Origin of the sequence: Mycolicibacterium flavescens, from assembly GCF_001722335.1 — a bacterium.
Taxonomy (GTDB): Bacteria; Actinomycetota; Actinomycetes; order Mycobacteriales; family Mycobacteriaceae; genus Mycobacterium; species Mycobacterium flavescens.
Map to the genome: position 1 here is coordinate 68,028 of NZ_MIHA01000006.1, position 13,336 is coordinate 81,363.

13 protein-coding genes are annotated in these 13,336 nt (G+C 70.8%); 11 read left to right on the forward strand and 2 right to left on the reverse strand.

Annotated elements, in window-relative coordinates:
• The first annotated feature begins 145 nt into the window (after positions 1-145).
• Genes cobN through BHQ18_RS09855 form a run of 3 tightly spaced genes read left to right on the forward strand, consistent with a single transcriptional unit; the run spans position 146 to position 4,509 of the window.
• Positions 146-3,730 (forward strand): cobaltochelatase subunit CobN, encoded by a 3,585-nt coding sequence (gene cobN / locus BHQ18_RS09845; protein WP_069413419.1) that lies wholly within the window; start codon positions 146-148, stop codon positions 3,728-3,730.
• Positions 3,731-3,739: 9 nt separating this feature from the next.
• Positions 3,740-4,120: a PPOX class F420-dependent oxidoreductase gene (locus tag BHQ18_RS09850; protein WP_069413420.1), complete on the forward strand. Its 381-nt coding sequence runs from the start codon at positions 3,740-3,742 to the stop codon at positions 4,118-4,120.
• A gap of 2 nt (positions 4,121-4,122) precedes the next feature.
• Positions 4,123-4,509 carry a PPOX class F420-dependent oxidoreductase gene (locus BHQ18_RS09855; RefSeq protein ID WP_069413421.1) on the forward strand — a complete coding sequence of 129 codons (387 nt, stop codon included), beginning with the start codon at positions 4,123-4,125 and terminating at the stop codon, positions 4,507-4,509.
• Here the strand turns inward: BHQ18_RS09855 and BHQ18_RS09860 are convergent.
• Complete coding sequence (locus BHQ18_RS09860; protein WP_069413422.1) at positions 4,493-5,200, reverse strand: dienelactone hydrolase family protein; 708 nt, start codon at positions 5,198-5,200, stop codon at positions 4,493-4,495. The two genes, BHQ18_RS09855 and BHQ18_RS09860, sit on opposite strands and share 17 nt — an antisense overlap.
• 48 nt (positions 5,201-5,248) lie before the next feature.
• Here BHQ18_RS09860 and BHQ18_RS09865 point away from each other — a divergent pair, with 48 nt between their 5' ends.
• The 4 genes from BHQ18_RS09865 to BHQ18_RS09880 are packed head-to-tail and all read left to right on the forward strand — an operon-like array spanning position 5,249 to position 9,764.
• Positions 5,249-5,764, forward strand: coding sequence for an FxsA family protein (locus BHQ18_RS09865; protein WP_069413423.1), 516 nt, complete (start codon positions 5,249-5,251; stop codon positions 5,762-5,764).
• A 13-nt stretch (positions 5,765-5,777) separates the two neighbouring features.
• A complete protein-coding gene (locus BHQ18_RS09870) occupies positions 5,778-7,361 on the forward strand; it encodes an amidohydrolase (protein ID WP_069413424.1) in 1,584 nt (527 codons plus the stop codon).
• The gene (gene lnt, locus BHQ18_RS09875) at positions 7,354-8,991 is read left to right on the forward strand and encodes an apolipoprotein N-acyltransferase (RefSeq protein ID WP_069413425.1); all 1,638 of its coding nucleotides are present in this window, start codon (positions 7,354-7,356) and stop codon (positions 8,989-8,991) included. Before BHQ18_RS09870 ends, lnt begins: the two co-directional genes overlap by 8 nt.
• Positions 8,988-9,764, forward strand: a complete 777-nt coding sequence (locus BHQ18_RS09880) for a polyprenol monophosphomannose synthase (protein ID WP_069413426.1) — start codon at positions 8,988-8,990, stop codon at positions 9,762-9,764. The genes lnt and BHQ18_RS09880 overlap by 4 nt, the downstream gene beginning before the upstream one ends.
• 14 nt (positions 9,765-9,778) lie before the next feature.
• Here BHQ18_RS09880 and rbpA read toward each other — a convergent pair whose 3' ends face one another.
• Positions 9,779-10,117, reverse strand: coding sequence for an RNA polymerase-binding protein RbpA (gene rbpA, locus BHQ18_RS09885; RefSeq protein WP_069413427.1), 339 nt, complete (start codon positions 10,115-10,117; stop codon positions 9,779-9,781).
• Positions 10,118-10,253: 136 nt separating this feature from the next.
• Between rbpA and BHQ18_RS09890 the strand changes: the two genes are divergently transcribed.
• The 4 genes from BHQ18_RS09890 (at position 10,254) to BHQ18_RS09905 (ending at position 13,336) form a co-directional block, all read left to right on the forward strand.
• The gene (locus tag BHQ18_RS09890; RefSeq protein ID WP_069413621.1) at positions 10,254-10,583 is read left to right on the forward strand and encodes a hypothetical protein; all 330 of its coding nucleotides are present in this window, start codon (positions 10,254-10,256) and stop codon (positions 10,581-10,583) included.
• Positions 10,584-10,716: 133 nt separating this feature from the next.
• Positions 10,717-11,892 (forward strand): alpha/beta hydrolase, encoded by a 1,176-nt coding sequence (locus BHQ18_RS09895; RefSeq protein ID WP_109789254.1) that lies wholly within the window; start codon positions 10,717-10,719, stop codon positions 11,890-11,892.
• 63 nt (positions 11,893-11,955) lie between these two features.
• Positions 11,956-12,657, forward strand: coding sequence for a hypothetical protein (locus BHQ18_RS09900; protein WP_069413428.1), 702 nt, complete (start codon positions 11,956-11,958; stop codon positions 12,655-12,657).
• A gap of 100 nt (positions 12,658-12,757) precedes the next feature.
• Positions 12,758-13,336: a hypothetical protein gene (locus BHQ18_RS09905; protein WP_234794138.1), complete on the forward strand. Its 579-nt coding sequence runs from the start codon at positions 12,758-12,760 to the stop codon at positions 13,334-13,336.

Genomic DNA, 13,336 nt, shown 5'->3' on the forward strand with positions numbered 1-13,336 from the left:
TCGTTTTCGGCACTCTGCTGCTCGTGCTGATCGCCGCCCTCGGACTGCCCTACCCGCAGAGCACCCACGGCCGCTGGAACCGCCGCTGAGCAACCCCCGCACGCTCGCCGACAGCGGGGGAGGGCGCGTGGGGTAGTAATGGTGGGTGTCTCACCCCTCGACCGACCCCTGCGTCCTGCTGCTGTCGACGTCCGACACCGACCTGATCACCGCGCGGTCCAGCGGTGCGCGGTACCGGTGGGCCAACCCGTCGCGGCTCGTCGAGGGTGAACTCGCCGAACTGCTGCGCGACGCCGACGTCGTCGTGATCCGCATCCTCGGCGGATACCGGGCCTGGCAGGACGGCATCGACGAGGTGGTGGCCAGCGGTCGGCCGACCGTGGTGGTCAGCGGCGAACAGGCGCCCGACGCCGAGCTGATGGGGCACTCGACCACGCCGGCCGGGGTCGCGCTGCAGGCCCACGTCTACCTGGCCCAGGGCGGCGTCGCGAACCTGCAGCAACTGCACGCGTTCCTCTGCGACACCGTGCTGATGACCGGGTTCGGCTTCGCCCCGCCGGAGAGCACCCCGACCTGGGGTGTGGTGTCGCGCCCCGCCCGCGACGTCGACGGTCCGACGGTGGCGGTGCTGTACTACCGCGCCCAGCACCTCGCCGGTAACACCGGCTACGTCGAGGCGCTGTGCGACGCGATCGAAAACGCCGGCGCCCGAGCGCTTCCGGTGTTCTGCGCGTCGCTGCGCACCGCCGACGCCGAACTTCTCGAGCTGCTCGGCACCTCCGACGCGCTGATCACCACCGTGCTCGCCGCGGGCGGTGCGACCCCGGCGGCGGTGACGGCCGGTGGCGACGACGACACCTGGAACGTCGCGCATCTGGCGGCGCTCGATATCCCTATTCTGCAGGGGCTGTGCCTGACGAGTTCGAAGGCGCAGTGGCAGAACAACGACGACGGGCTGTCCCCGCTGGACGTGGCGACCCAGGTCGCCGTCCCCGAGTTCGACGGCCGGATCATCACCGTGCCGTTCTCGTTTAAGGAGATCGACGACGAGGGGCTGATCTCCTACGTCGCCGACCCCGAGCGCTGCGCGCGGGTCGCCGGCCTCGCGGTGCGCCATGCGCGGCTGCGCTCGATCCCCGTCGCCGACAAGCGCATTGCCGTCGTGTTCTCGGCGTACCCGACCAAGCACGCCCGTATCGGCAACGCCGTCGGGCTCGACACCCCGGCCAGCGCCATCGCGCTGCTGCGGGCGATGCGCGACCACGGCTACCGCATCGACGACATCCCCGGCCTGGCCGCCGGTGACGGTGATGCGCTGATCCACGCGCTGATCGAACGCGGCGGCCAGGATCCCGACTGGCTCACCGAAGGCCAACTCGAAGGCAACCCGATCCGGGTGTCCGCCAAGGCCTATGCGCAGTGGTTCGCCACGCTGCCTGCCGAGCTGACCGACGCCATCGTCGAACACTGGGGCCCGCCGCCCGGGGCGCTGTTCGTCGACCGCAGCGCCGATCCCGACGGTGAGATCGTGATTGCCGCCCTGCACGCCGGCAACGTGGTGCTGATGGTGCAGCCGCCGCGCGGGTTCGGCGAGAACCCGGTCGCCATCTACCACGACCCCGACCTGCCGCCGAGCCACCACTACCTGGCCGCCTACCGGTGGATCGAGAACGAGTTCGGCGCGGACGCGGTCGTGCATCTGGGCAAGCACGGCAACCTGGAGTGGCTGCCGGGCAAGACCCTGGGCATGTCGGCGGCCTGCGGATCCGACGCCGCGCTGGGCAACCTGCCGCTGATCTACCCGTTTCTGGTCAACGACCCCGGCGAAGGCACCCAGGCCAAGCGGCGTGCGCACGCCACCCTGGTGGACCACCTGATCCCGCCGATGGCCCGCGCCGAAACCTACGGCGACATCGCGCGCCTGGAGCAACTGCTCGACGAGCACGCCAACGTCTCGGCGCTGGACCCCGGCAAGCTGCCCGCGATCCGCCAGCAGATCTGGACGTTGATGCGCGCCGCCAAGATGGACCACGACCTGGGTCTTCAGGAGCGGCCCGAAGAGGACTCGTTCGACGACATGCTGCTGCACGTCGACGGGTGGCTGTGCGAGATCAAGGACGTCCAGATCCGCGACGGGTTGCACATCCTCGGGCAGACCCCGGCCGGCGAGGACGAACTCGACCTGGTGCTGGCCGTGCTGCGCGCCCGCCAGCTGTTCGGCGGGGAACACACCGTGCCCGGGCTGCGGCAGGCGCTCGGGCTGGCCGAGGACGGCCACGACGAGCGCACCGCCGTCGACGCGGCCGAAGCCAAGGCCCGTGAACTCGTTGGCGCGCTGCAGAATTCGGGTTGGAATCCGGACGTCGCCGACACGCTGACCGACAACCCCGACGTCGCCGCCGTGCTGCGGTTCGCCGCGACCGAGGTGGTGCCGCGCCTGGCCGGCACCGCCGGTGAGATCCCGCAGATCCTGCGCGCGCTCGACGGGCGCTTCATCGCGGCAGGGCCGTCAGGCTCACCGCTGCGCGGACTGGTCAACGTGCTGCCCACCGGGCGCAACTTCTACTCCGTGGACCCCAAGGCGGTGCCGTCGCGGCTGGCGTGGGAAACCGGTGTGGCGATGGCCGATTCGCTGCTGGCCCGCTACCGCGAAGACTACGGCGACTGGCCGCGCTCGGTCGGGCTGTCGGTGTGGGGGACCTCCGCGATGCGGACCGCAGGCGACGACATCGCCGAAGTGCTGGCGCTGCTGGGGGTGCGCCCGGTGTGGGACGACGCGTCGCGCCGCGTCGTCGACCTCGAACCGATCGAACTGGCCGACCTGGGCCGTCCCCGCATCGACGTCACCGTGCGCATCTCCGGCTTCTTCCGCGACGCGTTCCCGCACGTGGTGACCATGCTCGACGACGCGGTCGCGCTCGTCGCCGGCCTCGACGAAGCCGACGAGGACAACTACGTGCGCGCCCACGCGCGCGCCGACCTCGCCGAGCACGGCGACCAACGCCGTTCCACCACACGTATTTTCGGTTCCAAGCCCGGCACCTACGGCGCCGGGCTGCTGCAGCTGATCGACAGCCGCAACTGGCGCGACGACGCCGACCTCGCCGAGGTGTACACCGCGTGGGGCGGCTTCGCCTACGGCCGCGGTCTGGACGGGGCGCCCGCCGCCGACGACATGAGCCGCCAGTACCGCCGGATCATGGTGGCGGCCAAGAACACCGACACCCGCGAACACGACATCGCCGACTCCGACGACTACTTCCAGTACCACGGCGGCATGATCGCCACCGTGCGGGCGCTGACCGGTAAGGACCCGGCCGCCTACATCGGTGACAACACCCGTCCCGACGCGGTGCGCACCCGCACGCTGAACGAGGAGACCACCCGGGTGTTCCGGGCGCGGGTGGTCAACCCGCGCTGGATCAACGCGATGCGCAGGCACGGCTACAAGGGCGCCTTCGAGATGGCGGCCACCGTCGACTATCTGTTCGGTTATGACGCGACCGCCGGGGTGATGGCCGACTGGATGTACGAGCGGCTCTCGGCGGAGTACGTGCTCGACGACGAGAACCGCAAGTTCATGGCCGAGTCGAATCCGTGGGCGCTGCACGGCATGGCAGAACGGCTGCTGGAGGCCGCCGACCGTGGCATGTGGGCCGCCCCCGAAGCGGCCACGCTCGACGGGCTGCGCCGGGTGCTGCTGGAGACCGAAGGCGACCTGGAGGGCTAGGTTGGTGGCGTGGCTGCCACCTTCGAAGATGTCGCGAAATCCGAGTACCTGCTGCTGACCACGTTCACCAAGGACGGCAGGCCCAAGCCCACCGCGGTGTGGGCGGCGCCGCGCGGCGACGGGCTGATCGTGATCACGCAGGAGAAGGCCTGGAAGGTCAAGCGAATCCGCAACACGCCCCGGGTCGCCATCGCGTCGTGTGACCGGCGCGGCAACCCGAAGGGCGAGGCGGTGGAGGCGGTCGCGACCATCCTTGACAAGTCCGCCAACGGCGCCACCTATGACGCGCTCGGCAAGCGCTACGGCCTGCTGGGCAAGACGTTCAACGTTTTCTCCAAGCTGCGCGGGGGAATGAAGAGCAACGTGACCATCGAGATCAAGCCGGGCTGACCGTGGCCGATACGTTCGCCGACGTCGCCAACTCCAAGTACATCCTGCTGACGACGTTCACCAAGGACGGCCGGCCCAAGCCGACCCCGATCTGGGGCGCACCCGAGGCCGACAAGCTGCTGGTCATCACCGACGACGGGTCGTGGAAGACCAAGCGGATCCGCAACACCCCGCGGGTGACCATCCAGAAATCCACCGCGCTGGGCAAGCCGAAGGGCGATCCGGTCGAGGCGGTCGGGCGGGTGCTGCCCAAAGAAGACACCCGCCGGGTCTTCGACAAGGTGACGCGCCGCTACTGGTGGCACGCCTGGTGGTGGATCCCGCAGGCGCTGATCCGCGGCGGCATCGACAAGGTGCACATCGGGCTGGAGATCAAGCCGGCGGCGTGACCGCCAGGTGTTCGGAGAAGAACGCGAAGACCCGCCGCCACGCGTCGTCGGTGGTGTCCTCGCGGTAGCCGAACCCGGTGATCCGCAGCAGCGGCTGACCGGGCATCTTGTTGGCGAAACTGTGCCCGGCGTCCGGGTACTCCTTGATGTCGGCGGGAATCCCGTTGGCGTCGACCGCTTTTCGCAGCGCGTCAGCGGCGCCGCGGCCGATCGGGTCGCGCCGGCCGAAGCTGGCCACGATCGGGCACGCGCCGGCCAGTGTCTCCTCCAGCGGGCGGGGCAGCGGTGTGCCGTAGAACGGGGCCGACGCGCCGAACCCCATCGGCGACATCACCAACGCGAACTGTCCACCCATGCAGAAGCCCGCGATCCCGACCGCGCCGTTGCACTCCGGCAGCCCCAGCACGTGGTGGCGGGCGGCCAGCACGTCGTCGAGCGCGCGGCCCCGCTTGCTCAGCAGTTCCCGGAACACCCGGGTGATGCAGCGCACCCGCCCGCCGCGCGCGTAGAGGTTGGGTGTGATCGCCAGGTACCCGGCGTCGGCGATGCGGCGCGACGTCGACTCCTTGTCCGGGCGGTAGCCGAGCGCGTCGTGCACCACCACGACCGCGGGCCACGGCCCGGCACCGGCCGGCACGTCGAGTAGCGCGTCGATGGGCCCGTCCGCGGTGTCGATCTCGATCTGTGCCACGCCGGCGACTCTACGGAACCCGCGGCGGCGCCCGGGCGTTGACCGAACATGGCGATGCGGCTGTTCGGGCTCTATGTGCTGATCGAGATCGCGGTCGTGGTGGCACTGACCGCGACGATCGGCCTCGGCTGGACCCTGCTGGCGGTGCTGGCGACGTTCGTGCTGGGTGTCGCGGTGGCCGGATCGCAGCTGCGGCGCCACCTGAGCCGGCTGCGCGGCGGGCTGACCGCATCGACCGTGCAGGGCGCCGCCGCCGACAGCGTGCTCGTCGCGCTCGGCACGGTGCTGGTCGTGCTGCCCGGGCTGGCCAGCTCGGTGCTCGGCGTGCTGCTGCTGTTGCCGCCCAGCCGGGCCGCCGCCCGGCCGCTGGTGACCGCGCTGGCCGCGCGCCGGATGCCGCTGCTCGGTGCCGCGGGCTGGGCTGCCACCAGGTCGACCATGCGGGGCACCGACTACATCGACGGGGAGGTCGTCGACGTGGTGGAGGTGGAGCAGCTCGGCGGGGAAATCGCGCGGGTCGAGCGGACCCCCGGTCCCACCCGCCCGCCCCAGCCCGAGGCGTGAGAACCTCCCGTACGTGACGACGCTTCTGCTCAACGGGCGGGTGCACAGCCCGTCGATGCCCGACGCCACCGCGCTCGCCGTCCGCGACGGCGTGGTCGCCTGGCTCGGCAGCGACGACGTCGGCCGGGCCCAGTTCCCCGACGCGCAGATCGTCGACCTCGACGGCGCGTTCGTCGCGCCGGCGTTCGTCGACTGCCACGTGCACCTCACCGCCACCGGCTTGATGCTGTCCGGGCTGGACCTGCGGTCGGCGCGGTCGCGCGAGCACTGCCTGCAACTGCTCGGCGAGTTCGCCCGCGCCCACCCCGAGGGTCCGGTCTGGGGCCACGGCTGGGACGAGTCCAGCTGGCCCGACCGCACGCCGCCGTCCACCGAGGACGTCGACGCCGTCGTCGGTGACCGGCCCGCGTACCTGGCCCGCGTCGACGTGCACTCGGCGGTGGCCTCGAGCGCCCTGCGCAGGCTGTGCGCCGACCTGGACGGGGCTACCGGCTACCACCCCCAGCGCCCGCTGACCGCCGACGCCCACCACGCCGTGCGCGCCGCGGCCAGGGCGCGGCTGACCAAACAGCAGCGCGACAACGCCCGCTCGTGTGCGCTCGACGCCGCCGCGGCGCTGGGAATCGTCGCCGTGCACGAGTGCGGCGGACCCGACATCGGCGGCCTCGACGACTGGGACGAGATTCGCGCCCTGACCCACGGTGTCGAGATCGCCGGGTACTGGGGCGAGGCGGTGTCGGCGGCCGAACAGGCCCGCGCGCTGATCGAGCGCACCGGGGCCGGCGGGTTGGCCGGCGACCTGTTCGTCGACGGTGCGCTGGGCTCGCGCACCGCGTGGCTGCACGAGCCCTACGCCGACGCCGACTGTGTCGGCAACACCTACCTGGACCGCGACGCGATCGCCGCGCACCTGCGCGCCTGCACCGAGGCGGGGATCACCGCCGGGTTCCACGTCATCGGGGATGCGGCGGTCACCGCGGTCGTGACCGCGCTCGAGTCCGTCGTCGCGGCGTGCGGGGCGCCCGCGGTGGCCCGCTGCGGTCACCGCCTCGAGCACCTCGAGATGGTGACCGAGGAGCAGGCGCACAAACTGGGCTCGTGGGGTGTGTTCGCCAGCATGCAACCCAACTTCGACGCGCTGTGGGGCGGCGACACCGGCATGTACGCCCAGCGGCTCGGCGCCGAGCGGGCCAGGGCGTTGAACCCGTTCGCGCTGTTAGCATCTCAAGGCGTGCCCCTCGCGTTCGGCTCGGACAGCCCGGTGACCGGCATGGACCCGTGGGCGACGGTGCGCGCGGCGACCCGACACCACACCCCGGGCAGCGCCGTGTCGGCGCGGGCGGCGTTCACCGCGCTCACCCGCGGCGCGTGGCGGGCGGCCGGGGTGCGCGACGGCGTGACCGGCACGCTGGTGCCCGGAGCGCCGGCGTCCTACGCGGTCTGGGAGGCCGACGATCTCGAGGTCAGCGCGCCCGCCGACGCGGTCCAGCGGTGGTCGACCGACGCGCGCTCGCGGGTGCCCGCGTTGCCGCGTCTGGACGGGCCGTCGCCGCGGTGCCGGCAGACGGTTCACCGGGGTGTCGTCATTCATGGCTGAAACCGACTCTCGGACAAAGCGATTCGGCAGAGCGGTGGTCAACCGGCTGCCGCAGCTCGGGGTTTCGATCGTCGCCGGTGTGCTGCTGTGCCTGAGCTTTCCGCCGTTCGGCTGGTGGCCCCTGGCCTACCTGGCGTTCGCCCTGATGGCGTGGGTGTTGATGCGCGGAACCGCCACGGCGCGCGGCGCGTTCGGCTACGGGTTCGTCTTCGGCGCGGCGTTCTACCTGCCGCTGCTGCCGTGGGTCGGGGCGTTCGTCGGGCCCGTCCCGTGGATTGGGCTGTCACTCGCCGAGGCGGTGTTCCCCGGCCTGTTCGGTGCCGCGGCCGTACTGGTGCGACGGTTGCCGGGCTGGCCGCTGTGGTTCGCGGGCCTCTGGTCGCTGCAGGAGTGGCTCAAGTCGACGGTGCCGTTCGGCGGCTTCCCCTGGGGAGTGGTGGCTTACGGGCAGACCGAGAGCCCGCTGCGCTCGATCGCCCAACTCGGTGGTGCGCCGCTGCTGTCGTTCGTCGTGGTTCTCGTCGGGTTCTCTTTGGCGGCAATCGTTTTCGCGATTGTCGACTGGTGGCGGCGGCCGGCCGGCGCCGACAGCGGCCCGCCCGCGGTCGTCGTCCCCGGGGTGTGCATCGCCGCGGTGCTGCTGGTCACCGCGCTGACGTGGCCGCACGTGCGCCAGTCCGGCATCGGCGCCGGCGACGACCAGCCGATCACCGTGGCCGTCGTGCAGGGCAACGTGCCCCGGCTCGGGCTCGACTTCAACACCCAGCGGCGCGAGGTGCTCGAGAACCACGTCGAGGAGACGATGCGGCTGGCCCGAGACGTCCGGGAAGGCCGCGCACCGCAGCCGATGTTCGTCATCTGGCCGGAGAATTCGTCCGACATCGATCCGCTGGCCAACCCCGACGCCGCCGAGCTGATCTCCGGTGCCGCGGCCGCGATCCGCGCGCCGATCATGGTCGGCGCGGTGGTGGCCGCCGACGGCGCAGGCGACACCCCGGCCGCGACGAACTCGGTGATCGTGTGGAACCCCGGCAGCGGGCCCGACGAGCGGCACGACAAGCAGATCGTGCAGCCGTTCGGCGAGTACCTGCCGTGGCGCAGCTTCTTCCGCCACCTGTCGCCGCACGCGGACCGGGCCGGTTACTTCATCCCGGGCGACGGCACCGGTGTGGTGCACGCCGCCGGGGTGCCGGTCGGCGTGGCGACGTGCTGGGAGGTGATCTTCGACCGCGCTCCGCGCGAGTCGGTGCGCAACGGCGCCCAACTGTTGGCCGTGCCGTCGAACAACGCGACGTTCACCGAGTCGATGAGCGAGCAGCAGCTGGCGTTCGCCCGGTTGCGGGCCGTCGAGCACGACCGGTACGTCGTGGTCGCCGGCACCACCGGGATCAGCGCGGTGATCGCCCCCGACGGCCGGGAACTGGCCCGCACCGCGTTCTACGAGCCCGCCTACCTCGACCAGTCGGTGCGGCTGAAGACGCAGCTCACCATCGCGACGCGGTGGGGTCCGCTGGTCGAGGGGCTGCTGATCGCGCTCGGTCTGGGCAGTGTGGTCATCGCGATACTGCACAATGGAGGCTTTGTGCGTCGCCGAGCGCACGGCGACGACAAAGACAGAGGAGCCACATGACGACGGGCCGGGGCCCGGGGGAACGCCCAAGCCAGCGCACGCTGGTCATCATCCCCACCTACAACGAGCGGGAGAACCTGCCGCTGATCGTCGGGCGTGTCCAGCAGGCGCGCCCGGACGTCCACATCCTCATCGTGGACGACGGCAGTCCCGACGGCACCGGGGAACTGGCCGATGAGCTGGCCCTGGCCGATCCGGACCGGATGCATGTCATGCACCGCAGCGCCAAGGGCGGCCTGGGCGCGGCCTACCTGGCCGGCTTCGAGTGGGGCCTGAAGCGCGAGTACTCGGTGCTGGTGGAGATGGACGCCGACGGCAGCCATCCGCCCGAACAGCTCTACCGGTTGCTCGACGCCGTCGACGAGGGCGCCGACCTGGTGATCGGCTCGCGCTACGTGGACGGCGGCGAGGTGCGCAACTGGCCGCGCCGGCGCCTGGTGCTGTCCCGCACGGCCAACGGCTACTCCCGCATCCTGCTGGGTGTCGACATCCACGACATCACCGCCGGCTACCGCGCCTACCGCCGCGAGGTGCTGGAGAAGATCGACCTGGCCGCGGTCGACTCCAAGGGCTACTGCTTCCAGATCGACCTGACCTGGCGGTCGATCAACAACGGGTTCCTGGTCGTCGAGGTGCCGATCACGTTCACCGAACGCGAGCACGGGCAGTCGAAGATGAGCGGTTCGAACATCCGCGAGGCGTTGTTCAAGGTCGCGGAATGGGGATTCCGCGGGCGCATCGACCGCGCCCGCGGAGTCGGCGTCACCCGCTGAGCGGCGGGCCGGCGTCAGTTGCCGCGGCGGCGGGCCTTGATGATGTCGAGGCGCTCCTTGAGCAGCTCCTCGAGTTCCTCGACCGACCGACGTTCCAGCAGCATGTCCCAGTGGGTACGCGGCGGCTTGACCTTCTTCGGCTCCGGCGCGTCACCCTCGATCAGCGTGCCCTCCATGCCGTTGCGGCACAGCCAGGTGTGGGGGATCTCGGCGTCGTCGGCGAACGGGACGTCGAACTCCTCGCCGTTGTCGGTTCGGTAACGCGCAACCTGACGCGGCGCCAGGTCATGGTTGCGGTCGGTCTCGTAGCTCACGGCTCCGAGGCGACTTCCCCTCAAGACACGATCAGCCATCGTCAACACTCCTCGATCTGCGCAGAATGGTCCGGACAAACAACGCGGCAGCAGGCCGTGAAGTTCCCGACTCGACCGTCGATGATACCGGGATCGGGCCGTGCGTCGGTTTACAGTCACGTCCGTGGCCCACGGGATCAAAAGGCGTCTTCGTCCCCAGTCCTGCCGATGGTGCGGTCGTGAGGTCGACGACGTCGGCCTGGGCCGGCGCCGGCAGTACTGCAGGCAGTCGTGCCGGCAACGCGCCTACGAGCAACGCACCCAGATCCGCGGCACGTCGTTGGCCCCCGACGCCGTCGTGCTCAGCGCGGACGAGGCCGCCGAGCTCTCAGACCGCATCTACCAGGTGCGATGCGCGGCCGAGGACGTCGCGACCGCGGTCGAGGAGGGCGCGGCCGCCGACGAGCTTCGGACGCTGTGCGATGCGCTGATGCGCGCGGCCAAGGCGGCCGACGGGTGGCGCTGATTCTCTGACCCGTTTTCGGGTGTCATCGAACCCTCGCGGACGCCGGCTCGTCGTTACGATGACCAGCAACGATCACGAGGGGATCGCCGTGACCCTGTCCACCGAAGAGCCGCCGTCGCCCGCCGCCTCCGGGGTGTGGAGATTCGACGCGTTCGTCCTGGACACCCTGCGCTACGAACTGCGCCGCGGCAGCGACGTCATCCGCGTCGAACCCCAGGTCTTCGACGTGCTGACCCAGCTGGTCGCCAACCACCACCGCTGCGTGACCAAGACCGAGCTGTTCGACTCGGTGTGGGGCGGGCGGTTCGTCGGTGAGGCGGCGCTGACCAGCCGGATCAAGGCGGTGCGCCGGGCGCTCGGCGACGACGGGGAGTCCCAGCGCTACATCCGCACGGTGCGCGGGCGCGGGTACCGGTTCGTCGGGACCCTGAGCGACGACACCACCGCACCACCCGTCGACTCCGCGCCGGTGCGCCAGCACATCGCGTTCTGCCGCGCCGCCGACGACGCTCGGCTGGCCTACGCGGTGGCCGGCGACGGGCCGCCGCTGGTGCGCGCCGCAAACTGGATGACCCACCTGGGTTACGACGTCGAGAGCCCGGTGTGGCAGCACTGGGTGCGTGACCTGTCGCGCCGCTACCGCTACATCCGCTACGACGAACGCGGCTGCGGTCTTTCGGACTGGGACGTCGAGGGGTTCGGCTTCGAGGACTGGGTCGCCGACCTGGAGTCGGTGATTGAAGCGCTTGGTCTGCAACGGTTTCCGCTTCTGGGGGTGTCGCAGGGGGCGGCCGTCGCGGTGGCCTACGCCGCGCGTCACCCCGACCGTGTGAGCCGGCTCGTGCTGTGCGGAGCTTATGCCCGCGGACGTGCCGTGCGGGCCGAGAGCGACGACGAGAAGCGGGTCGCCGCACTGGATCTCGAGCTCGCTCGAGTGGGGTGGGGCCGGGATGACCCGGCGTTCCGGCAGGTGTTCGCCGCGCAGTTCCTTCCCGACGGCACCCGCGCCGACTGGGCCGCCTTCGACCAGCTGCAGCGGCGCACCACCTCACCGCAGAACGCGGTGCGCTTCCTCGAGGAGTTCAGCCGGATCGACGTGGCTGAGTTGGCCCGCCAGGTGTCGTGCCCCACGCTGATCATGCACGCCCGCGACGACCACCGGGTACCGATGCGCTGCGGCGAGGAACTGGCGTCGCTGATCCCGGACTCGCGGCTGGTCCCGCTGGACAGCAACAACCATCTGCTGACCGCGACCGAACCCGCGTGGCGGGTGTTCTGCGCCGAATTGGACGCGTTCCTGCGGGAGTGAATCTCCACGCAATCTCCACACAACCTTCATGTACCGCAGGTTCGCGGTGAGCATGCTGAGCCCATGAGAAAAATCATCCGCACGCTGTTCGTCGGGTTCGCCTCGCTGGTCGCCCTGCTCGCGCTGGCCGGCTGCTCCGGCAACACCGGCACCGACGCGAGCCCCACCTCCGAAGCCGCGCCCACCAGTTCCGCCGCGGCGTTCCCGCCGTCGGCCCGCTACGTCGCCGACATGACATCGGCGGACGGCAAGACCATGACGATCGGGATTTCGGTCGACGGCGGTGAGGTCGCCGCCTACGCCTGCAACGGCACCGACGACGAGGCCTGGTTCTTCGGCAAGCAGACCGACGGCCGCATCGACCTGGCTTCCCGGTTCCGCGACACCCTGCGCGCCGAGCTGGCCGGGACCGACGTGACGGGCGATCTGACGATGAACGGTGTGGCCTACCAGTTCACCGCGGCGCCGGTGTCGGGCGAGGCGGGTATGTACACCGCCGCGCTCGACGGGGTGCGCGCGTCGTGGGTGGTCCGCGAGGACGGTTCGGCGATCGGCGTGCAACTGAACGGGACCAGCGGGCGCGACTTCGAGCAGGCCGAACTTCAGCAGCTCAGCGATCTGCAGTTCCGCAACGAGGTGCGCAACAAGCGGCAACTGCAGCAGGCTCAGCAGATCACCCGTCTGGCCAACGGGTCGATGAGTTCGAAGATCAACGGCCGCGACGTCACCCCGACGTTGGTGACCGGCACGTTCCGGTTGACCTGACGTCCGTTCCTCCGGCGAGCAGTCGCAAAGTGCCCTCTTTTCGCGGCATTTCAGGGTATTTCGCGTCTGCTCGCGGGGGATGGCGGCCAAGCTGGCACGCGTGGATCAATGGTTCGAGCGCAGTCCGTTCATCGGGTTCGCGCCGTGGATCATCTACTGGATCGTCGCCGACGGCGCGAGCACGTGGATGTTCGGCGCGCTGTGCGCGGTGCTGGCGGCGCTGATCCTCGGCGTGTCGGCGGGGTTCGGCGGCCCCCGACTTCTCGACCTGGTGACCATCGGGTTCTTCATCGCGGTGACCGTCGCGGGCATGGTGCTCGGCGCCCAGGACCGCGACTGGATGGACACCTACGCCACCACCCTGTCGGCGGGCACGCTCGCGGTGATGGCGGGGGTGTCGCTGGCGTTCGTCCCGTTCACCGAGCAGTACGCGCCGCCGTCGGCGCCCCGCCACGACTGGGAGAGAGCCGCGTTCCGGCGCACCAACCAGGTGCTGACGCTGATGTGGGCGCTGGTGTTCGCGCTCATCGCGGTGCTCGGCTACGTCGCGGTGGCCTCGCCGTCGACCGTGCACTGGACCAAGGCCGTCATCCCGGTGGTGGTGATCGTCGGCGCCATCGGGATGACCCAGATCTACCCGGAGCGGGTGCGCGCCGGCGTACAACCGCCCGGCAATTGA